General features: G+C 62.9%; 20 protein-coding genes. 5 read left to right on the top strand and 15 right to left on the bottom strand.

What is annotated here, in order from left to right; translation table 11 throughout:
* The first annotated feature begins 5 nt into the window (after window positions 1-5).
* On the top strand, window positions 6-485 hold the full coding sequence (locus KUV65_RS04410; RefSeq protein WP_222187887.1) for a DNA polymerase III subunit chi: 480 nt from the start codon (window positions 6-8) through the stop codon (window positions 483-485).
* A gap of 8 nt (window positions 486-493) precedes the next feature.
* On the opposite strand, the gene KUV65_RS04405 is transcribed toward KUV65_RS04410, so the two are convergent.
* The 5 genes from KUV65_RS04405 to KUV65_RS04385 all read right to left on the bottom strand — a co-directional run bounded on the left by KUV65_RS04405 (window position 494) and on the right by KUV65_RS04385 (window position 4790).
* Entirely contained in the window at window positions 494-1078 is a 585-nt protein-coding gene (locus KUV65_RS04405) for a retropepsin-like aspartic protease family protein (RefSeq protein WP_222187885.1), read from the bottom strand.
* 40 nt (window positions 1079-1118) lie between these two features.
* The gene (locus tag KUV65_RS04400) at window positions 1119-1736 is read right to left on the bottom strand and encodes a MarC family protein (protein WP_222187883.1); all 618 of its coding nucleotides are present in this window, start codon (window positions 1734-1736) and stop codon (window positions 1119-1121) included.
* A 108-nt stretch (window positions 1737-1844) separates the two neighbouring features.
* Complete coding sequence (locus KUV65_RS04395) at window positions 1845-2285, bottom strand: EF-hand domain-containing protein (protein WP_222187881.1); 441 nt, start codon at window positions 2283-2285, stop codon at window positions 1845-1847.
* 18 nt (window positions 2286-2303) lie between these two features.
* A complete protein-coding gene (locus tag KUV65_RS04390; RefSeq protein WP_222187879.1) occupies window positions 2304-2798 on the bottom strand; it encodes a cytochrome b in 495 nt (164 codons plus the stop codon).
* Window positions 2799-2933: 135 nt separating this feature from the next.
* Window positions 2934-4790: an ABC-F family ATP-binding cassette domain-containing protein gene (locus tag KUV65_RS04385; RefSeq protein WP_222187877.1), complete on the bottom strand. Its 1857-nt coding sequence runs from the start codon at window positions 4788-4790 to the stop codon at window positions 2934-2936.
* A 113-nt stretch (window positions 4791-4903) separates the two neighbouring features.
* Here KUV65_RS04385 and ndk point away from each other — a divergent pair, with 113 nt between their 5' ends.
* Window positions 4904-5326, top strand: a complete 423-nt coding sequence (gene ndk / locus KUV65_RS04380; protein WP_222187875.1) for a nucleoside-diphosphate kinase — start codon at window positions 4904-4906, stop codon at window positions 5324-5326.
* Here the strand turns inward: ndk and KUV65_RS04375 are convergent.
* From KUV65_RS04375 to KUV65_RS04330, 10 genes are all read right to left on the bottom strand, one after another.
* On the bottom strand, window positions 5323-5724 hold the full coding sequence (locus KUV65_RS04375) for a DUF4112 domain-containing protein (protein ID WP_222187873.1): 402 nt from the start codon (window positions 5722-5724) through the stop codon (window positions 5323-5325). The two genes, ndk and KUV65_RS04375, sit on opposite strands and share 4 nt — an antisense overlap.
* A gap of 3 nt (window positions 5725-5727) precedes the next feature.
* Complete coding sequence (locus tag KUV65_RS04370) at window positions 5728-5901, bottom strand: YqaE/Pmp3 family membrane protein (RefSeq protein ID WP_222187871.1); 174 nt, start codon at window positions 5899-5901, stop codon at window positions 5728-5730.
* A 294-nt stretch (window positions 5902-6195) separates the two neighbouring features.
* Window positions 6196-7254 carry a cytochrome-c peroxidase gene (locus tag KUV65_RS04365; protein ID WP_222187869.1) on the bottom strand — a complete coding sequence of 353 codons (1059 nt, stop codon included), beginning with the start codon at window positions 7252-7254 and terminating at the stop codon, window positions 6196-6198.
* A 121-nt stretch (window positions 7255-7375) separates the two neighbouring features.
* Window positions 7376-7726, bottom strand: a complete 351-nt coding sequence (locus tag KUV65_RS04360; protein WP_222187867.1) for a TfoX/Sxy family protein — start codon at window positions 7724-7726, stop codon at window positions 7376-7378.
* Between the two features lie 264 nt (window positions 7727-7990).
* Window positions 7991-8998: an isopenicillin N synthase family dioxygenase gene (locus KUV65_RS04355; RefSeq protein ID WP_222187865.1), complete on the bottom strand. Its 1008-nt coding sequence runs from the start codon at window positions 8996-8998 to the stop codon at window positions 7991-7993.
* Window positions 8999-9444: 446 nt separating this feature from the next.
* On the bottom strand, window positions 9445-10200 hold the full coding sequence (locus tag KUV65_RS04350; protein ID WP_222187863.1) for an ABC transporter ATP-binding protein: 756 nt from the start codon (window positions 10198-10200) through the stop codon (window positions 9445-9447).
* A gap of 21 nt (window positions 10201-10221) precedes the next feature.
* A complete protein-coding gene (locus KUV65_RS04345; RefSeq protein ID WP_222187861.1) occupies window positions 10222-10980 on the bottom strand; it encodes an ABC transporter ATP-binding protein in 759 nt (252 codons plus the stop codon).
* 12 nt (window positions 10981-10992) lie between these two features.
* The gene (locus tag KUV65_RS04340) at window positions 10993-12207 is read right to left on the bottom strand and encodes a branched-chain amino acid ABC transporter permease (RefSeq protein ID WP_222187859.1); all 1215 of its coding nucleotides are present in this window, start codon (window positions 12205-12207) and stop codon (window positions 10993-10995) included.
* A 4-nt stretch (window positions 12208-12211) separates the two neighbouring features.
* Entirely contained in the window at window positions 12212-13243 is a 1032-nt protein-coding gene (locus KUV65_RS04335; protein WP_222187857.1) for a branched-chain amino acid ABC transporter permease, read from the bottom strand.
* Window positions 13244-13374: 131 nt separating this feature from the next.
* A complete protein-coding gene (locus KUV65_RS04330; RefSeq protein WP_222187855.1) occupies window positions 13375-14718 on the bottom strand; it encodes a substrate-binding protein in 1344 nt (447 codons plus the stop codon).
* A gap of 555 nt (window positions 14719-15273) precedes the next feature.
* On the opposite strand from KUV65_RS04330, the gene KUV65_RS18055 reads away from it, so the two are divergent.
* From KUV65_RS18055 to KUV65_RS04310, 3 genes are all read left to right on the top strand, one after another.
* Window positions 15274-16551 (top strand): threonine/serine exporter family protein, encoded by a 1278-nt coding sequence (locus KUV65_RS18055; protein ID WP_261331587.1) that lies wholly within the window; start codon window positions 15274-15276, stop codon window positions 16549-16551.
* Between the two features lie 343 nt (window positions 16552-16894).
* On the top strand, window positions 16895-17506 hold the full coding sequence (locus KUV65_RS04315; RefSeq protein ID WP_222187853.1) for a DUF2238 domain-containing protein: 612 nt from the start codon (window positions 16895-16897) through the stop codon (window positions 17504-17506).
* Window positions 17507-18080: 574 nt separating this feature from the next.
* A complete protein-coding gene (locus KUV65_RS04310) occupies window positions 18081-18968 on the top strand; it encodes an autotransporter outer membrane beta-barrel domain-containing protein (RefSeq protein WP_222187851.1) in 888 nt (295 codons plus the stop codon).
* The last annotated feature ends 411 nt before the right edge of the window (window positions 18969-19379 follow it).

Genomic DNA, 19379 nt, shown 5'->3' with positions numbered 1-19379 from the left:
GGCGGTTGGGCGCGGCCTTTTTCTACCACCTGACGCGCCAGCCGCTCGACGTGACGCTGCGCAGCCTGTTGGAGAAGTCGCTCCAACAGGGGTGGCGCGTGGCCGTGCGGGGCCGGACCGACGACATGCTGGAGCGGCTGGATGCGCAGCTCTGGCTTGGGCCGTCGGGGGACGAGTTCCTGCCCCATGGACGGTCCGGCGGGCCGCATGATGCCGATCAGCCGATCCTTCTGACCACCGCAGAGGCGGCGGCCAACCAGCCCGATTGCCTCGTCTCCGTCGAAGGGGCTGCCGTGAGCGCACCGGAGGTCGCGGCCCTGTCGCGCGTCATGATCCTGTTCGACGGGCATGACCCGGCGGCGGTCCAGACGGCGCGCGAACAGTGGAAATCCCTGACCGACGCAGGGGCAGAGGCGAAATACTGGTCGGAAGAGTCTGGTCGGTGGGAAATGAAGGCGCAATCCGGCGGGCGAGACGGCGCCTGACGGGCGCGTCAGCGCTCCAGCAGCAAACGCCCGTCGGCAATCTCGATGCGGTCGAACCGTCGCAGGTAGCTCATCCCCAGCAGGCTGTCGCGCATCTCGGCGCCGTTCACCACGACGCGCACGCCGGTGTCCACCACGCCGCCCAGTTCCAGCGCATCGACCCGGACGGGCGAGGTTTCGACGATGCCATTCGCGGTATTGGCGCGGCCCGAGAAGATCAGCGAGTCGAGGTCGAGCCCCGCCCGTTCGGCATCCGATCGGCTGAGCACCACATCGCTTGCGCCCGTGTCGACGACGAAGCGCACCGGTGTGCCGTTCACCCCCAGGACCAGGTAGAAATGCCCGTCGGCGGCCTGCGGCACCTCGATCCGCGTGCCTTCCATCATCACCGATTGGCGCGGGGCAAGGTCGTTGCGGATATCGGTGAAGAGGCCCATGGCGACGATGGCACCGAGGAAAATGAAGATCCAGATCGCCGCGTATTGCGTCAGCTTCCCGATATTGCGGCGGTTCGAGGCCACAAGCCACCCCGCGATCGCCGTGCCCAGCAGGGCAAGGTAGATCAGGCTTCCGATTTGTTCGCCATTCAGCATCAGCACACCCCTTTGCCTAGCATATAGGGTGGGTGCGGCGTCAGATCACGGCCAGGTCGCGCAAACCGTCGATCACGAATTGCACCGACAGGGCGGCCAGCAGCATGCCCAAAAGCCGCGTCACCACGTTGATCCCGGTCTCGCCCAGCAGGCGTTCCAACCGCCCGGCCAACAGAAACAGCGTGAAGACCGCGAGCAAGACGATCGCCATGACCGCATGGATCAGCGCGATGTGCAGCAGGTCGCCCCCTTCCTGCCCGGTCAGCAGGATCATCGTCGCGATGGAGCCGGGCCCCGCGATCAGAGGGATCGCCAGCGGAAACACCGACGGATCGTCCGAATGCTCGGCCTCGGCCTGACCCTGCCGGCGCTGGCTGCGCCGCTCGAACAACATGTCTAGGGCCGTCAGGAACAACAGGATGCCGCCCGCCATGCGAAAGGCCGGCATGGAGATCCCGAGGAAGTTCAACACCGCTTCGCCCGCCATGCCGAACAGCGTCAGAAGGCCGAAAGCGACGAGGCAGGAACGGATCGCAACCTTGCGCCGGTGCACGGCATCCATCCCCGCCGTCAGCGCCACGAAAAGCGGCGCCATGCCGATCGGGTCGATGATGACGAAGAGCGCCACGAAGGCGGGGATATAGGCGGCCAGTTCCATGCTGCGACCCGTGCCGCGCGGGCGCGCAAAGGTCAATGCTCATGGGTCGAAAAAGGGCGGGTCGGGGCGCACGCCTCGGGTGCAAACAAGACACGCGCCCCGGCCCCTTCAGCGCATGAAATCTGCGCTGGTCACGGCGCCATCCCCGTCCTGGTCGATCTGATCGAGCCAGCTATCGGTTCCGGCGATGAACTCATCACGTGTGACGCTGCCGTCTCCGTCGGCATCGTTGGGGGGCAGGCCAAGCCCGTCGGCCACCATCTGCATCATCTCGCGGGCCGGTTCCGGTCCTTCGAAATTCTCCATGTCGGCATTCCGGGCCGCGTCGAAGGCGACGTATTCCTCAGCGCTCAGGACGCCGTCCTCATCGGCGTCGAACATGCCGAAGACGGTGCCGCGCATCTCTTGCAGTTCGGCCAATGTGGCGGTGCCGTCGGCGTCGAGGTCCCATGCGGTCATGAATTGCGATCCCGGCGCGGCGTGCGCATCGGCAAAGGCCGCGCCCGCGCCAATGGCCAGGATCAGAAAGGTCGTTTTCAGGGTGGTCATGTGTCTGTGTTCCTCGGGTCAGGCCACGGGATGTTTCATCCGGGCCATGACGTTGGTTTTCTGAACGAATTGCTGCACCAGCGCGCCCACGACATGGAGTGCGATCAGGGCCAGCAGAACGAATTTCAGGATGTTATGCGCCGTCGCGGCGCCTTCGGCCCCGCCAAACCACGCAACCGAACCCGAGATCGGCATCAGCAGCATCAGGGCATAAAACGCCCATTGCGTCGCGAGCGCCACCTTGGCCTTGCCGGGTGCGCTTTCGGTTCCCGCCGGGGCGGGGGCGCCGTGGCTGAAGCGCAGGGCGAGGCGCCAGATGGTCAGCAGGGCGACCAGCGCGCCCAGAAACACGTGCTGCGCGATCATCGGGTTGAAGGCGATCTCGGCCCCGTTCAACCAATCGGCCCAAGCCTGCGAAATCGCATCCTTGAAGACGTATTGCAGGGCGACGAGGCCCACGATGATCCAGTGAAGGCGGATCTGCGTCCGCGTGTATCCGGCGGGTGTGGCCATGACAGGGCTCCTTCAATTTGCACCTGTCAATAATATACATAAGCAATATATGTTTTGGAATGCGGCCTGCGCGCGGCACGCTGTCGCGCCGCGCGACCAAGACTTAAAACAATTTCCGAGGGTTAGTGGCGCGCTTTAACTCGCGTCCGCCTCTTCGAGACGTTCGGCTGCGGCCATCCAGAGCGCTTCGGCGCGGTCGAGGCCGTCCATCACCTCGGCGTATTTCCTCTGCCAAACCCCAAGATCGCCCGCGCGGTCGTCTTGGTAAAGCGCGGGATCGGCCAGTTTCGCAGCCAGTTTCTCGCGCATCTCCTCGATCTTCTGCACGCGCGCTTCGGCGCGGCGGACCTCGGCGCGCAGTTCCTTGATCTGGTCCTGACTGGGGCGCTTGGGTTTGGGCTTTTCCGCAGCTTTATCGGGCTTTGGCGGCTTGTCCTCGCCCTTCAACAGCATCTGCCGATAGCTGGCCAGATCGCCGTCATAAGGGGCCACGCGCCCGTCCTTCACCAGCCACAGGCGGTCCGCCACGAGGCTGAGCAGATGCATGTCATGGCTGACGAGGATCACCGCACCGGAATAGGCGGTCAGCGCCTCGACCAGCGCCTCGCGGCTTTCGATGTCGAGGTGGTTGGTCGGTTCGTCCAGGATCAGCATATGCGGCGCGTCCAGCGTCGCCAGCAACAGCGACAGGCGCGCCTTCTGCCCGCCGGACAACTTGGCCACCAGAGTTTCGGCCTGGTCCGCGCCAAGGCCGAAGCCCGCCAGACGTGCGCGCAGTTTCGGCGGTGCCTCGGTGGGGCGCTCACGTTGGATGTGCTGGAGCGGCGTCTCGTCGAGGTGCAACTCGTCCACCTGGTGCTGCGCAAAATACCCGACCCGCAGCTTGGACGAGGCGGTGACGCGCCCCTCCATCGTCTGCAACTTGCCCGCCAGCAGCTTGGAGAGGGTGGATTTCCCCTCGCCATTGCGGCCCAGCAGGGCGATGCGGTCATCCTGGTCGATGCGCAGGTTCAATCGCGCCAGAACGGCCTTTCCGTCATAGCCCACCGAGGCCCCTTCGAGGTTCACGATGGGCGGCGACAGCTGGTCCGGCTCGGGGAAGGTGAAGACGGTGCGCGCGGCATCCTCGGGCGCGCGGATCGTTTCCATCTTTTCCAGCATCTTGACCCGCGATTGCGCCTGTTTCGCTTTGGAGGCCTTGGCGCGGAACCGGTCGACGAAGCTTTGCAGATGGGCGCGCTGCACCTCCTGCTTCTTGGCGGCGGCGGCCTGCACCGCGCGCTGTTCGGCCCGGGTCCGGGCGAAGGTGTCGTACCCCCCGGAATAGAGCGTCAGCTTCTTGTCGGTCAGGTGCAGGATGTGCCCCACCGCCCGGTTCAGCAGATCACGGTCATGGCTGATGACCAAGACAGTGTGCGGATATTTCGCGAGGTAGCTTTCCAGCCACAGCGCCCCTTCAAGGTCGAGGTAGTTGGTCGGTTCGTCCAGCAGCAGGACATCGGGCTGCGCAAAGAGCACACCCGCCAGTGCCACACGCATGCGCCAGCCGCCCGAGAAGGCGGAACAGGGCATCTGCTGCTCGGCATCGGTAAAGCCCAACCCCTTGAGGATCGAGGCGGCGCGCGCCTCGGCCGACCAGGCGTCGATATCGGTCAGGCGCGTCTGGATGTCGGCCATGCGGTGTCCGTCTGCCGTTTCGGCCTCGGCCAGCAGGGCGGCGCGTTCGACATCGGCCTCCAGCACCGTGTCGATCAGCGACGTCTCGGACGACGGCACCTCCTGCGCGACGCCGCCGATGCGGGCGCGGGCGGGCACCTCGATGCTGCCGCTGTCCAGCGTCAACTCGCCCCGGATCAGGCGGAAGAGCGTCGTCTTGCCGGTGCCATTGCGGCCCACGATGCCCACCTTGTGCCCGGCGGGAATGGTGGCCGACGCCCCTTCCAGAAGGGACCGGCCTGCGACGGAATAGGAGATGTCTGAGATACGCAGCATGGGCGCGGTGTGACGCGCCGCGTGCGGGCTGTCAATCATCGCCTTTTCAACCCGCAACCCCCGTGTTAGAGGGCGCGCGATCCTTAACCCACCCCGTTTCAACGGAGCGAGACATGGCCATTCAGCGCACCTTTTCCATCATCAAGCCCGACGCCACCAAGCGCAATCTGACCGGCGCGATCAACGCCAAGATCGAAGCCGCCGGCCTGCGCATCATTGCGCAGAAGCGCATCCACATGACCCCCGCCCAGGCCGGCACCTTCTACGCCGTCCACAAGGAGCGCCCCTTCTATGGTGAACTGTGCGAGTTCATGGCCTCCGAGCCGGTCGTCGTGCAGGTGCTGGAAGGTGAGAACGCGATTGCGAAGTACCGTGAAGTGATGGGCGCCACCGACCCGGCCGAAGCCGCCGAAGGCACCATCCGCAAGGAGTTCGCGCTGTCCAAGGGCGAAAACTCGGTCCACGGCTCGGACGCACCCGAAACCGCAGCCGAGGAAATCGCGTATTTCTTCGCCGGGCTCGAACTGGTCGGCTAAACGTCGGCGATACCGGATTGCGAAGGGGCGGTTGCCGGGCTCGGCACCCGCCCTTTCTCGTGCAGGTGCTGCCGCAAGAACGCGATGTTGCGGCGGTTGGCCTTGAACCCGATGTCGAACACGTCGCCGAGCATGGGCACGAGGCCCACCGCGTAGTCCAGCGCATAGGTGCCGGTCATGCGCAGAAGGACGGGCGTCGAGGCCCCAAGCCGCCGCGCCGACAGCAGGATGTAGGCGGCGGGGGCGAGGGCGAGCGTATCGCCGACGCCCGGGATCAGGCCGATCAGCCCGTCATACCCGATGCGGATCCCGGTGAAGGGAATGCGGAACGCGCTGTCCAGTCGGGTCGCCAGGCGATCGAGCCGTTCCAACTGCCTTTGGGTCTCGGGGCCGGTCATCGGCTACACCGTGCGCGGCTGGTCGCGCAGGATGATGTACAGCGCGTGCACGATGCCGGGGATGTAGCCCAAAATCGTCAGAACGATATTGATCCAGAAATGCTTGGTCAGGCCGACCTCCAGAAACACGCCAAGGGGCGGCAGGATGATGGAGGCGAGGATGCGCAGGATATCCATGATGATCTCCCTGTGAAGCTGCATGATTGTCTGTGAAGGGGAACGGTCATGATCTGGATAGGTTCCGACGATCTCCAATTCGCGGGCCGTTTTGACCCGCGCGCGCATGGGCGTGTGGATTTGATGCATCTGCAACAAATCCGATAAATCAGATATCCCAAAAGAAAAGGCCGCCTCGCATGAGGCGGCCTTTGATCTTTTGGGGGACTGCGCGGGGGAAGCGCCCGTCGCAGTCCCCTGATCGGCGCCCGACCCGCCGGGAGGAGGGAGGGGAGAGTGCGCCGAAACGGGTGTTTACATCGGTTCGGGCAGCGGGGTGTCCGCGGTGCGCGTCGGCAGGACCGGGTGCACGACCTCGGGGATCTCGCCGGTCAGCGTGCGCAGGAAGGCGGCGATGTCCGAGATCTCCTGTTCGCTGAGTTCGGCACCCAGCTGGGCCACGCCCATGACGGCCACGGCTTCTTCCAGGTCCCAAACGGCGCCAGAGTGGAAGTAGGGGGCGGTCAGTTCGATGTTGCGCAGCGGTGCGGCGCGGAAGACGTAATCGTCCATCGCGGTTTCCGTCACGGCAAAGCGGCCGCGGTCGCCCTCGGGCAGAACGTTGGCGCCCGGACGCTCGACCAGGCCGAACGGGTAATAGTCCTGGCCACCCATGTTGACGCCCGCGTGGCAAGCGGCACAGCCTTGATCGATGAAGGCGTTCAGACCGGCCAGTTCCTGTTCATTGAGGCTATCGGCCCCCATCAGGAACTGGTCGAAGCGCGAGTTCGGCGTGGTCAGCGTGGCTTCGAATGCCTCGATGGCAAGCGCGAAATTGTCAAAGGTGACAGGATCTTCCTCGCCCGGGAAGGCCTCTTGGAAGGCGTCCACATAGGCCTGCATCGAGTTCAGCGTTGCGATCACGCGCTCGGGCGTGTTGTTCATCTCGACACCGGCCTGAACCGGGCCGGTGGCCTGCTCGGCAAGGTCGGCGGCGCGGCCGTCCCAGAACTGGGCGACGTTGAACACGGCGTTGAACACGGTGGGCGAGTTGCGCGGACCGGCCTGCCAGCCATGGCCAATCGAGGTTTCGAGGCCGTCTACCCCGCCCGTGCCGACATTGTGGCAGGACTGGCACGAGAACAGGCCCGAGCGCGACATGCGCGGATCGAAGAACAGCATCGCACCGAGATCGACCCGCTGGCGAGTGACCATGTTGCCGTTGTCTAGATCGGGGGTCGACAGCGGAATCGGCTCGAACAATTCGTTTGCGTATTCACGCAGCTCATCGTTTGCCAGCGCGGGACCTGCAAGGGCGGTTGCAAGGGCAACGCCGGCGGTGAGCGTGGTGCGGAACATGATCTGGATCTCCATTCGGTTTGCGCGCTTCCCGGAAGCCCGTTGGAATGATTCCAGAGTATGCGAAAGTGCACGGAAAAGTGTTTGACATAGGTCAACTTCCGTAGCGTCAAAAAGGTATTTTTTGGTTCGTTTTTTAACGGCGGGCGCCGGTCCCGATCCGGTCGAGGATGCGTTCGAGCTCGGGGTTGGCGCCGCCGCTTTCGCGGGTCCGTGCGATGATCGCGTCGAAGGTTTCGCGCAGCGCGGCTTTCTCGGCGCCCTTGCAATCGTTCCAGGGGCGTCCTTGCAGGCTCATGACCAAGACGTAGAACCCGATGAAATGCGGCCGGGTGCCGGTTTCGATCATGCGGGCGTAGGCGGTTTCCGCTCCGATCCTTTGCAGATCCGTCGCCGTGTGAATCCCCGCGCGGGCGAGGGCCTCGGCTTGGGCCGGTCCGATGTTGCGGATCGTGGTGACGGAGTCTTCCGCCGGGGTGTTGCTCATCTTCGGGACCTCCCGAAGATCAGCCTATCAGATGCTGGCCCAATCCTTGAAGCGGACCGGGGCCGGGCGCGGTTTTTCGGGCTTCTGGCCCTTCGCCGGGGTGGGTTGAGGTGTTGTTGGCATAATATTGCTCCAAACCGTCATGAAACGTAATTTCATGAAAGTCTTATTCTTGCCACAAATCGAGCAAAACCGGGGAAACAATGTGGCGGAATTGTGTCCGCCGCTGCAACGTTGCACGGCGGACACAGGGACAAGTGCCTGTCAGGCCTTGGATTTCAGCGCATCGTAATTCGCCTTGATCCGCTCGAGGATGTAGTCGCCGGCGGTGATCGGCGGGTATTTCCCGGCTGGGCCACGCAGGACGAAATCCTTGTTGGCCTGTGCGAAGAAGGGGATCGAATAGCGCGGTCCGAGATACTCGTCAGGGCGCGGCATCCGTACGCGGTGCGGGTTCGACAGCAGGCGGTCATCGGACCAGCGCATCAGCATGTCGCCGATGTTGCAGGTGATGATGCCGGTGACGGGCTCGACACTGGTCCAGGCGCCGTCTTCGGCGGCGTAGCCGGGGCAGACCTGCAACCCGCCCTGGCCGGTTTTCTGATGCAAGAGCGTCAGGCAATCGAAATCGGTATGGGCACCGGCGCGCCAGCCCTCGAAATCCTCGGGCTTGGCGTTTTCCATCGGCAGGTAGTGGATCAGGCGCAGCGTGGATTGATACTCGGGCGAGGCCGGGTCATGGGCGCGGGTGAAGAGATCCTCGGCAAACCCCAGTTTCAGAGCGAAGCAGGAGAGCACCTTCATCGCGACCTCCCAGTTGGCGCGCTCGAAGGCCAGCATCTTGTCCTTGAACGCGGGCAGCGCCTCTTCGGCTGGCCAGAGGCCGTCCATGCGGGGCAGGGTGATCTGGTAGCTTTCCTTCTGGTCCGGCGTACCGGTCGAGGGGCGAACCTGCGCCTTGAACTCCCAACCCGCGTTGGTGCCGGGGCGCAGCGGCATGGTTTCCTTCACCTCCATGGGCTGGGCGAAGAATTTTTCGGACAGCGCGAACGCTTCCTCGATCTGTTCCAGCGGGATGCCGTGCCCGGTCAGTTGGAACAGGCCCAATGTCGTCGCGGCCTCCCACAGCTGGTCGGCGATCTCGGCCTTGCGGGTCTCGTAATCGCTCAGGTCGATCAGGGCGACCTGATGCGTTCCCTCGGTGCCCATCCCGCCGATACGGGATTCCCGGTTCAATTCGTCGTAGCTGTAGCTGCCGGTCGATGCGGTCATGGTCGTTCTCCTGTTCCAGGGCCTGGACGGCCTGCGCGTGAAACGGGAGCAATGACCCGGACGCCCTTGCGCCCTGACTGCTTCTACTCCGCGAAAAAGCTGACGATCCGGCCAAGTGGAAGAGAGACGAGGAGGCGGATCGTCAGCCAGTCTTTTCGCGTCGGCGCCTTTGAGATCGGCAAAGGAAGGGAGGAGACTGATCCCGAGGCGTCCGACAATTTGAAGGTCGCACGGGGTCGGCGCTGCGCATAGGCAAAGCGCGCCGCTGCGCCGCGGCATTCGGCATTTGCACAATTCTTGAGCGAAACTTCTGGCGCTGCCCCGCGATATTGTGCGGTTTCGAAGCCGGTTTCGGGCGATCCCCGCGACTCGCAACGAAAAACGCCCCGCCCGAAAGGGGGCGAGGCGTTGACGTGCCAGGCGGGGTGAGCCGCCGGGCAGGCATCTCAGATGGCGAGGTATTCCTCGCGCAACTCGTTGTTATCCAGAACTTCCTTGGCGTCGCCGTCAAAGACGACCGAGCCGGTGTCGAGGATCACGGCGCGGTCGGCCAGTTCCAGCGCGGCCACGGCGTTCTGTTCCACGATGATGGTGGTGATGCCCTGGTCGCGGATCACGTTCAGGGTCTTGGCGATTTCCTGGACGATGACGGGCGCCAGCCCTTCGTAGGGTTCATCGAGCAGAAGGATCTTGATGTCACGGGCAAGCGCGCGGGCGATGGCCAGCATCTGCTGTTCGCCCCCGGACAGCGTGACCCCTTCCTGCTTGCGGCGCTCACCGAGGCGGGGGAACAGCTCGTAGATACGGTCCATCGACCAGCCGTGGGGCGGGGCGATCTGCGCGAGCTTGAGGTTTTCCTCGACCGTCAGGCCCGGGATAATGCGCCGATCCTCGGGCACAAGCGCAAGGCCGTTCTGTGCCGCCTGGTGGGCCTTCATCTCGTGCAGGGGCTGGTGGTCGAGCCAGATCTCGCCATGGCGCAACTCGGGGTCGTCCACCCGCGCGATGGTGCGCAGGGTCGAGGTCTTGCCCGCGCCGTTGCGCCCCAGAAGGGCGAGGATCTCGCCCTCGTGCACGTTGAAGCTGATGCGCTGGACGATGTAGCTTTCGTCGTAATAGGCGTCGATCTCCCAGACCGACAGGAAGGCCGGCGCATGGCTGGCGTGGTTGGCGTTCGGATCCCAATCCGGATTGACGTTCATCTTATTCCCTCCTGCCGGTCCTCAGACCTGCGCTTCGCCAAGATAAGCTTCGCGGACCTTCGGGTGGCCCTTGATGTTCTCGGGGATGTCCTCGACCAGCGGCGTGCCTTGGGCCAGGACCGTGATCCGGTCGGCGAGGCTGAAGACGACATGCATGTCGTGTTCGATGATCGCCATTGTGATGTTGCGCTTTTCCTTGATCTCCTTGAGCAGGTCGATCGTGTTGTTGGTATCGGCGCGCGCCATGCCGGCGGTCGGTTCATCCAGCAGCAGCAGCTTGGGCTTCTGCACGAGGCACATGGCCATTTCCAGCCGCCGCTTGTCCCCGCGCGAGAGCGAGGCGGAATGCATGTGCCGCTTGTCGAGCATGTTCACCTCGTCGAGCATGCCCTCGGCCTCGTCGAGCAATTCCCGCTCGTTTGCGATGGTCTCGTAGGCATGCAGGCGGAAGGTGCCGTCGCGCCGGGCAAAGACCGGCATCAGCATGTTTTCCAGCACCGTCAGATCGCCGAAGATCTCGGGGGTCTGGAAGACGCGGCTGATGCCCATCTGGTTGATCTCGTAGGGCTTGCGGCCAAGCACGCTTTGTCCCTCGAACGTGACCGTCCCGGTGTCGGGGATGAGCTTGCCCACGAGGCAGTTCAGCAGCGTGGACTTGCCCGCCCCGTTGGGGCCGATGATGGCGTGACAGGTGCCTTCCTGCACGCTGAGGTTCACTTTCCCCAGCGCTTGCAGACCGCCGAAGCGCTTGTTGACGTCCGTGACTTCTAGGATACCCATGGCCGTCTCTCCTCACTCGCCGGGTTTCGGGGCAGGGGTGGTCGTGCTGCTGGGGGGCGTTTCTTCGCGGCGCTTGCGGCGGAAGAGGTTGCCGATCCGCTTGCCGCCCTCGACGATGCCGCCGGGCAGGAAGATCACCACCAGCATGAACACGATCCCCAGCGTCAGGTGCCAGCCCTTGCCGACGAAGGGGTAGATGATGGCGACCACGAAATCCTCCAGACCGTCGGGCAGGAAGGCGAACCACTGGTGCAAGATGGTCGAGTTGATGGTCGAGATGATCGACTCGAGATACTTGATGACGCCCGCGCCAAGGATCGGGCCGATCAGCGTGCCCACGCCGCCAAGGATCGCCATCAGCACGACCTCGCCCGATGCGGTCCAGATCATCCGCTCGGCGCCGGCCAGCGGGTCCATCGCGACCATCAGGCCACCGGCGAGACCGGCATACATGCCCGAGATCACGAAAGCCGCCAGCGTGTAGGGCCGCGCGTTCAGGCCGGTATAGCTCATCCGGGCCTGGTTCGACTTGACGGCCCGCAGCATCAGGCCAAAGGGCGACCGGAACAGCCGGATGGCAAAATAGAAGGCGACCGCCATCACCACGGCGCAGAAGTAGTAGCCGGTATTGAAGGTGAACGACCATGCGCCCAGTTCCAGCGTGCTCGATGCGTTCATTTCGAGCCCGAAGAAATGTGGCACCGGGATATTGCCCTCGGCCGTCTGGCTGGTCCCCAGAACGCGCGGGTCATTCAGCGACAGGGTCAGGCCGGTCTCGCCGCCCGTGATCGGTGTCAGAACGGAATAGGCGAGGCTGTAGCACATTTGCGCAAAGGCCAGTGTCAGGATCGAGAAATAAATTCCCGATCGGCGCAGCGAGACATAGCCGATGATCACCGACAACAGACCCGCCGTCAGTACCGAGATGATCAGAGCGGGCACGACGTTCATGGTGAGCAGCTTCATCATCCAGACCCCGGCATAGGACCCGACCCCCAGAAAGGCCGCGTGGCCAAAGGACAGGTACCCCGTCAGCCCGAAGAGGATGTTGAAGCCGACCGCGAAGATCCCGAAGATCACCAGCTTTTGCAGCAAGTCCGGGTAGCCGCCGTTGAACTGAGCCAGGCCCGAACCTTCGGGGAAGGGGTTCATGATGAAGGGCGCGAAGATCAGCATCCCCAGAACGATCAGGTAAAGGCGCAGATCCGCCTTGTTCAATCCGAGCATGGGATCAATCCTCCATCACGCCCTTGCGGCCCATGAGGCCACGCGGACGGGTCAACAGCACGATGATGGCGACCAGGTAGATGATGACCTGGTTGATGCCGGGGATGAGGTCGATGACCTGCGACATGGACGCGAAACTCTGCAACACGCCCAGCAGGAACCCAGCCGCCACAGCGCCGCCAAGGCTGCCCATGCCGCCGACGACGACCACCACGAAGCTGAGCACGAGGAAATCCATCCCCATATGGTAGTTTGGCGACAGGATCGGTGTGTACATCACGCCCGCCAGCCCCGCGACGATGGCCGCGATCGCGAACATGGTGGTGAAGCGCTTGTCGATATCAATCCCGAGGATGCCCACGGTCTCGCGGTCGGCCATGCCGGCGCGCACCACCATCCCGAAGGTGGTGAATTGCAGGAAGGCAAAGACAGCGCCGATGACCACGGCGGCAAAGGCGAAATAGACGAGGCGCCAGTAGGGATACATGATTGCGAAAGGTTCAAATCCAAAGATCTGGCCCAGATCGAAGGACCCGACGAAAGCGTCGGGAGCAGGGGTGGGGATCGGGTTGGCGCCGTAAAAGGCCTTGATGATTTCCTGCAGCACGATCGCCAGGCCAAATGTCACCAGGATCTGGTCGGCATGGGGGCGCTTGTAGAAATGCTTGATCAGGCCGCGTTCCATCGCGATGCCGATCAGCGCCATGATGGGGATCGCCACGATGATGGCCAGTGGCACCGACCAGTCGATGATGGCGGCGCCCGTCTGAGTGCCGAACCAATGTTCGACATAGGGCACCTGCACCTGCATCGGGTTGCCGAGGAAATCTGTGCGGGTCTCGTCAATGACGGAGAATGACAGGTTCAGCACCCGGTTCAGCGTCACCGCGACGAAGGCGCCGATCATGAAGATCGCGCCATGCGCGAAGTTCACGACGCCAAGCGTTCCGAAGATCAGCGTGAGGCCAAGCGCGATCAGTGCGTAGGCCGAGCCTTTGTCCAGACCGTTCAGGATCTGCAGAATGATGGCTTCCATTTTGCGCCCTTGTGGATGTGTCTACGGGGGTCGTGCGCGCGCATCCGGGCGTGGCCGGTCTTGCGCGGTACGTCATGGAACCCGGGCGGTGCGTCGCCCGCCCGGGTCTTCAATCGGCACGTCAGGCCGCGTCAGGCGCCCGGGTTGCAGGTACCCAGCTCGCCGCCCGAGAACTGTGGGTGGTCGGGGGCATAGGTGACCTGGTCCACCGGCGTGACCTCGACGATTTCCAGAAGGTCGTACTCGCTGTCCGGGTTCTCCTTGCCGCGCACCACCAGAACGTCCTTGAAGCACTGGTGATCCTCGGCGCGGTAGAGCGTCGGGCCATTGCCCAAGCCGTCGAACTCGAACCCTTCGAGCGCCTCGACGACACCGCAGGGGTTGAAGGTGCCCGCGCGGCTGACCGCATCGGCATACAGCAGCGTCTGCACGTAGCAGGTATGCGCTGCCTGGCTGGGCGGGAAGCCGTATTTCTCGCCGAAGGAGCGGGTGAAGGCCTGGCTGCCTTCGTCCTGCAGCGACCAGTGCCAGTTGGTCGAGCCAAAGATGCCGCGGATATTCTCGCCTGCACCGCGCGCCATCAGGCGCGAGAAGAGCGGCACGACGATCTGGAAGTCGCGGCCATTGGCCTGGGCTTCGCGCAGGCCGAACTGCACCGCATTGGTCAGCGAGTTCACCATGTCGCCGCCGTAGTGCACCAGCACCAGCGTGTCGGCACCCGAGCCGAGTACCGGAGTGATGTACGAGCTGAAGTCGCCTGCACCCAGCGGGGTGCGCACGGTGTTGACCGTGTTCCAGCCCACGCCCTCTGTCGCTTCCTGGATGGCCTGCTCGGTCGTATAGCCCCAGTTGTAGTCCGCGGTCAGGTAATAGGCGTTGCGGTCTGTGCCATAGGCATTGGCCAACACCGGCGCCAGCGCCGCGCCCGACATGTAGGAGTTGAAGAAGTGACGGAACCCGTTGGCCTTGCGGTCCTTGCCGGTGGTGTCGTTCGAGTGCGTCAGGCCGGCCATGAAGATCACACCCGCCTCTTGGCAGAGGGCCTGCACGGCCACGGCCACTCCCGAGGACGAGCCGCCGGTGATCATGATCGCGCCGTCGCGTTCGATCATCGAACGCGCCGAGGAGCGGGCCGCATCCGACGAGGTCTGCGTATCGCCGGTCACGTACTCGACGCGGCGGCCGAGAATGCCGGTGCCGTCCAGAACCTGGCTGGAGAAGGTGTTGAGCATGCCGCCATCACCCTCACCGTTCAGGTGCTCGACCGCCAGCTGGTAGGCACGCAGTTCGTCCGCGCCTTCATCGGCATAGGCACCGGTTTGGGGCACGTTGAAACCGAGCGTCACCGAGGACGCGCCGGGCTCGTTGGTGAAGCCGTAGGCCTTGCTGGTGAAGATCGTCGGCAGCGACAGGGCGACGCCGGTAGCGGCGCCGGCCTTGAGTAGGCCACGACGCGAGAGATTCTTGTCAGACATATAATCCTCCCATGGATTTTTCGGCCCGGACCTCCCAATCCAGGCGTGGGCAACGGAGACCCACCCTTACGATCTGAGAGATGCAATTTATTATCCAGCGTGCCGTCTGGACGAAATTTAGTTTTGAAAAGAAATTTTCAGAATAGATGGGATTCTGAAAATATAAATATATATCAGCTATGTGGCCCCTTCTCGCGCAGCGGTTGAGTGTGCTGACTTATGCTAACGCCTGCGACGAATGCGGCCTGACACATTTCGACCGTGGTTGGAGAGGGGCTGATCTTGGCACGATTGCCCGCTCCTCACTGCACGATCCTGTATCAAAGAAAGATACCTCACGCGCTGGCGTACCACCCCATGATCGACGCGAAGGTCGGCGAGCGCTTTCGCTGCCGCTTGGCGCCCTCGCGACGAAAGCTGAAGAGGTTTCGATGTGAATATCCGGTGCCAGCCGTTTCCGCAGTACGAATGTTGCGAGACGGGTCCAAAGGGTCTCGTGTTGTCGCTCTCATTGATCGTCTTGCGGCTCTGGCGAAAGGACGTCACAGCTAGCTCATGTCCGAGTACCCTGATCCCGTCATCGTCCGTCACCGTCACCTGGAACAGATCGCGATGGCGTCGCTGGCCGTCGGGCGGTTGTTGATGGAGACGGGGGCCAAATCCTCGGTGGTCAAGACGGGGATGCAGAAGATCGCGGCGGGGCTGGGGGCGGAGTCCTCGCACAGCCGCATCGGCTATGCCTCGATCACAATGACGGTCACCCACGGCGCCAACACCATCACGCGCATGATCTCGATCGGGCATCACCGCGTCGACATGCGCCTGAACCACGCGGTGCGCGACCTCTGCACGCGGGCCGAGCGGGGCGGCATGTCGCCCGAGGATGTCTCGGCCGAGCTGGCGGGTCTGACGGGCCGGGTGCCTCACTATCGCAAACTCGCCATTGCGGTGGCAGCCGGGGTGGCTTGCGCAGCGTTCGGGCGTTTGCTGGGCACGGACTGGATCTCGGTCGCGCCGATCCTCGTGGCGAGCACGGTCGCGCAAGGGGTGCGCATGGCGCTGATCGCGCGCGGCACCAACGTGTTCGTCCTGATCGCTATCGTGGCCTTCCTCGCCTCGGCCATTGCCGGGGTGGGCAGCATCATGGCCGGTAGCGAGACGCTTGGCATCGCCATGACGGCAGCCGTGTTGCTGCTGGTGCCGGGAGTGCCGTCGATGAACGCGCAGACCGACATCATGGAGGGGTTCCCGACCCTTGGCAGCGCGCGCTTCGTGACAGTGGCGATGATCCTGATCTTCATCACCGTGGGCATGGGAGTGGCCCGCATGATCGTGGCGCCTGGGCTGGACAGCCTGCTGGCGCCGCCGGCCTCGCTGCTGCACCAGGCTGTGTTCGGCGGGCTGGCCGCGGCAGGCTTTGGCCTGATGTTCAACTTCGGGATCGGCACCTTGGTCTGGGCGGCGGTGGCGGGGACATTGGCGCTGGCGGTGCGCACGACGGGGCTGGAGTTCGGCTGGTCGCTGACGGCGGCATCTTTCGTCGGAGCGGTGGCGGTGGCACTGTGGGTCGAGATACTAGGGGAGCGGTTCCTGAAGGTGCCCCATGCGGGTCAGACCTTGGCCGTGGCAGGTTGCATCCCGATGGTGCCGGGCGGGGCAGCGGCGCAATGTATCACGGGTCTGCTCGAGATCTCGACCCTGTCGGCGGCCGAGGCGCAGGCCGCGCTGGTGGACTCGGCCAGCGCCGGGCTGGAGGTGGTCTTCACCCTCGGCGCGATCGGCGCGGGTTTGACCATCGTGTGGTCCTTGGCCCCGCGGCGCGAGTTTCCTTGAACGGTGGTCGGCAGGGTGCGAGAGAGGCGGTGAGATGCGAGTCGCTGTGGTCGTCGCCAAGGCCTTCCGTGCGAGCGACGCATGCAGACCGAACACCTCTTCCTAGGCGTAAGCCTGTGCTTCGGGCGGCGGTGGCAGCCATCAGCTTTCAGGAGGTTTGGCCATGTTGTCGCGGCATGCTTTTCCACGACTGTTGCGGATTGCCACTTTTGAAACACGACGTTCCTGTCCGTCGCCAAGTGCCATGACGGATGCCCGAAGGTTGCCCTCTCAGCATGTGGCTTCGCCGCTGCTACTATCGATTGGCTATGATTCCAGACCGAGGTCGATGTAGGTTTCTACCATGGATACCAAACCAAAGCTCAGCGAGATCATGGTTGGTGGCTTTACAGTCACCTACGTGGCGGCCTTCACCATCTGGTTCCTGTCCACCGGCAACTTCGAGTTCATTGTCTACGTCGCGACCATGGTGGCCTTGATGCTTCTGGTCGGGTTGTCGCTTCGCAAGGCCGAGTATCCCACGGCCATGCTTTGGGGCCTATCGATCTGGGGCCTGGCCCATATGGCCGGCGGCGGTGTGCCCGTGTCCGGTTCGGTCCTCTACAACCTGCACCTGGTTCCGATCGTCGACAATGAACGCATGTTCATTCTGAAATACGATCAACTCGTGCATGGCTACGGGTTCGGCGTCACCGCGTGGGTGCTCCATCACCTGTTGACCCGCCACTTTCCCGACACTCGGGGAACGGCGACGGCCTTGATTTATCCGGCCCTGGCCTCGATGGGGTTGGGAGCGGTCAACGAGATGATCGAATTTTCGGCTGTTCTCATGGTTCCCGACACCAATGTCGGCGGCTACATCAATACCGCTCTGGACCTTTGCTTCAACGCGTTCGGTGCGGTCCTCGCGATGATTATCGTCGCGTTCGCGCGTCGCTACGACCAAAGGAGCTAGAGCCGAGCGCATGCTGGCCCGTCGAAACTCGGTCGAGGCGCGAGGAAGAGCGTTTCTCGACGGATCGGACGCTGGGTGTGTGGGCTCTGTGTCAGCCTTGGACATCAAGGCACCATTTGCGGAGCGTGAATAGAACGAAAGATTTGGACCGTGAGCGCCGGTGCGTACACCTGAAGCTCAAGGTGAAAAGCGGTCGTTTGCTGCTTTTTCTCAAATGCCTGAGTGCGGATTAACCAGACACCCCTGTATGCGCTAGCCGTGATACGGTTGCAGCGCTTGTCCGACCCTTTTCATGTTTAAGGAACGGCTTGCAGCAACGTGCTCGTGTAGAGTGTCCATCCGCGCCATTGTGGCAGCCGGGCCACAGGCCGTCCCGAGTGGGATCGAAAATATTGAGTTGCAAAGGGCTTTCGAGGGCTTTGCGCGGCGAGGGGATGGATTGCCGGTTCTGCTGTTCGTTAGCTGCATAGGAGGACAGCGCGTCCAACTACGACGCCTGTTAATGTAAAAAACACTGTTCGTTTCCCCAATGGTTCACTGACTGTGCCGTGCCGGCTTGGTCCAAAGGAATTTGATGGGGTTTTTCCTGATGCTTGATTTCAAGAGGTTCCGAAGTGGCGTCGCGGCTGATACCGGCGGGGCGGCTGGCGACCTGTCAATGAATGTCCAATCGATCAGTTCTGATCGTCGCTGGCACAGCTGGTTGGCGGCGCGGTTCTCGATTTACGAGGATGGAACCGGTGACCTTGCCGAACGCAACGGCCGATTTGCCATCGCCCATGTCGGGGCAGATTACCTGGTCAACGAGGACCTCGCGATCGGTGTCATGGCTCAGGGGGATTGGTCCAGTGAGGATATTGACAGGTATAGCGATATCGAAGGCCGTGGCTGGATGATCGGCCCCTATGTCTCTGGTGCCTTCTCCGAGACCCTTTTCTTCACCGGGCGGCTCGCCTGGGGAGAGTCCACAAATGACGCATCGATCGATGTTTATGACGACGGAAATATCTGGAGCGGCACATTCTCCACCGAGCGGGTGCTGGCGGCAGCCTCCAATTATGGTGTTTATGAACTCGGCGAGGTGCAATTCTCGCCGCAGGTGGATCTCGCTTATATTGAAGAGAGCATCGCGTCTTACAGAGTTTCTGATGGAGCGGGTTCAGTCACGATTGAGAGTGATGATCTGAGCCTCTTGCGAATGTCGCTTTCAGGAGAGATCGAGTGGTTGGATGCCTTTCCTCTGATCGAGGCCTCGGCCTTCTTCATTCCCTCGCTTGATTGGGACATTGCATCCACAGGTTTGACGACGGGCGATGACGGAGTTCGTGGCGGCGTAGAATTTGGCTTGAGAAGCACTCAAGGCGCTGGCTGGCGCGGCGAGGCAAGCATCGCTTATGACGGCATAGGGCAGACCAACTTCAATGCCTGGACCCTACGCGTCGGCGCAGAGTGGCATTTCTGATCTGAATGTCGGCGAAGGATTGAGTGATCGGGAATCGCAGAACGCTTGAAATACAGATCTTTAAAATGTGGTCGGACCAAGCCGGTGTGATTTCGGCTGTTGCAGAGCTCACGAAATAAACCGCCATTCTTTTGTATGGAAAACGCCCGGATTGTTGAAGGACGAAAACGTAAGGAGTGCCTGTTGAAGATATGGTTGCCAGAATGCGGCCAAACAGGGACTCATAACGCGGCCATCGCCTAGCCGATCTTATCGAGGAGGCTCACCTGTCCGCTTCACACCGCTCAGAAGCTCTTGGTGCCCCGAAAAGCAAACCAAACGATCACTGTCTGCTTTGGAGACGCTGCACTGTAGCGATGATCGCCTGGGCCAAGGTCGGCTTTGGGCCGCAATGCGCCACGGCGGTGACAT

Source organism: Maritalea mobilis (assembly GCF_019800885.1).
In the GTDB taxonomy this organism is placed as follows: domain Bacteria; phylum Pseudomonadota; class Alphaproteobacteria; order Rhodobacterales; family Rhodobacteraceae; genus Roseibacterium; species Roseibacterium beibuensis.
This window is presented reverse-complemented; position numbering and strand designations above follow the sequence as displayed.

Coding starts and splice junctions, on each gene's coding strand:
- KUV65_RS04385 (WP_222187877.1), bottom strand. CDS start 4,790: ATGCTGCGTATCTCAGACATCTCCTATTCCGTCGCAGGCCGGTCCCTT.
- KUV65_RS04360 (WP_222187867.1), bottom strand. CDS start 7,726: ATGAGCAACACCCCGGCGGAAGACTCCGTCACCACGATCCGCAACATC.
- KUV65_RS04350 (WP_222187863.1), bottom strand. CDS start 10,200: ATGAACGTCAATCCGGATTGGGATCCGAACGCCAACCACGCCAGCCAT.
- KUV65_RS04310 (WP_222187851.1), top strand. CDS start 18,081: ATGGGGTTTTTCCTGATGCTTGATTTCAAGAGGTTCCGAAGTGGCGTC.
- ndk (WP_222187875.1), top strand. CDS start 4,904: ATGGCCATTCAGCGCACCTTTTCCATCATCAAGCCCGACGCCACCAAG.
- KUV65_RS04400 (WP_222187883.1), bottom strand. CDS start 1,736: ATGGAACTGGCCGCCTATATCCCCGCCTTCGTGGCGCTCTTCGTCATC.
- KUV65_RS04345 (WP_222187861.1), bottom strand. CDS start 10,980: ATGGGTATCCTAGAAGTCACGGACGTCAACAAGCGCTTCGGCGGTCTG.
- KUV65_RS04405 (WP_222187885.1), bottom strand. CDS start 1,078: ATGCTGAATGGCGAACAAATCGGAAGCCTGATCTACCTTGCCCTGCTG.
- KUV65_RS04340 (WP_222187859.1), bottom strand. CDS start 12,207: ATGCTCGGATTGAACAAGGCGGATCTGCGCCTTTACCTGATCGTTCTG.
- KUV65_RS18055 (WP_261331587.1), top strand. CDS start 15,274: ATGTCCGAGTACCCTGATCCCGTCATCGTCCGTCACCGTCACCTGGAA.
- KUV65_RS04375 (WP_222187873.1), bottom strand. CDS start 5,724: ATGACCGGCCCCGAGACCCAAAGGCAGTTGGAACGGCTCGATCGCCTG.
- KUV65_RS04335 (WP_222187857.1), bottom strand. CDS start 13,243: ATGGAAGCCATCATTCTGCAGATCCTGAACGGTCTGGACAAAGGCTCG.
- KUV65_RS04395 (WP_222187881.1), bottom strand. CDS start 2,285: ATGACCACCCTGAAAACGACCTTTCTGATCCTGGCCATTGGCGCGGGC.
- KUV65_RS04315 (WP_222187853.1), top strand. CDS start 16,895: ATGGATACCAAACCAAAGCTCAGCGAGATCATGGTTGGTGGCTTTACA.
- KUV65_RS04370 (WP_222187871.1), bottom strand. CDS start 5,901: ATGGATATCCTGCGCATCCTCGCCTCCATCATCCTGCCGCCCCTTGGC.
- KUV65_RS04390 (WP_222187879.1), bottom strand. CDS start 2,798: ATGGCCACACCCGCCGGATACACGCGGACGCAGATCCGCCTTCACTGG.
- KUV65_RS04365 (WP_222187869.1), bottom strand. CDS start 7,254: ATGGAGATCCAGATCATGTTCCGCACCACGCTCACCGCCGGCGTTGCC.
- KUV65_RS04330 (WP_222187855.1), bottom strand. CDS start 14,718: ATGTCTGACAAGAATCTCTCGCGTCGTGGCCTACTCAAGGCCGGCGCC.
- KUV65_RS04355 (WP_222187865.1), bottom strand. CDS start 8,998: ATGACCGCATCGACCGGCAGCTACAGCTACGACGAATTGAACCGGGAA.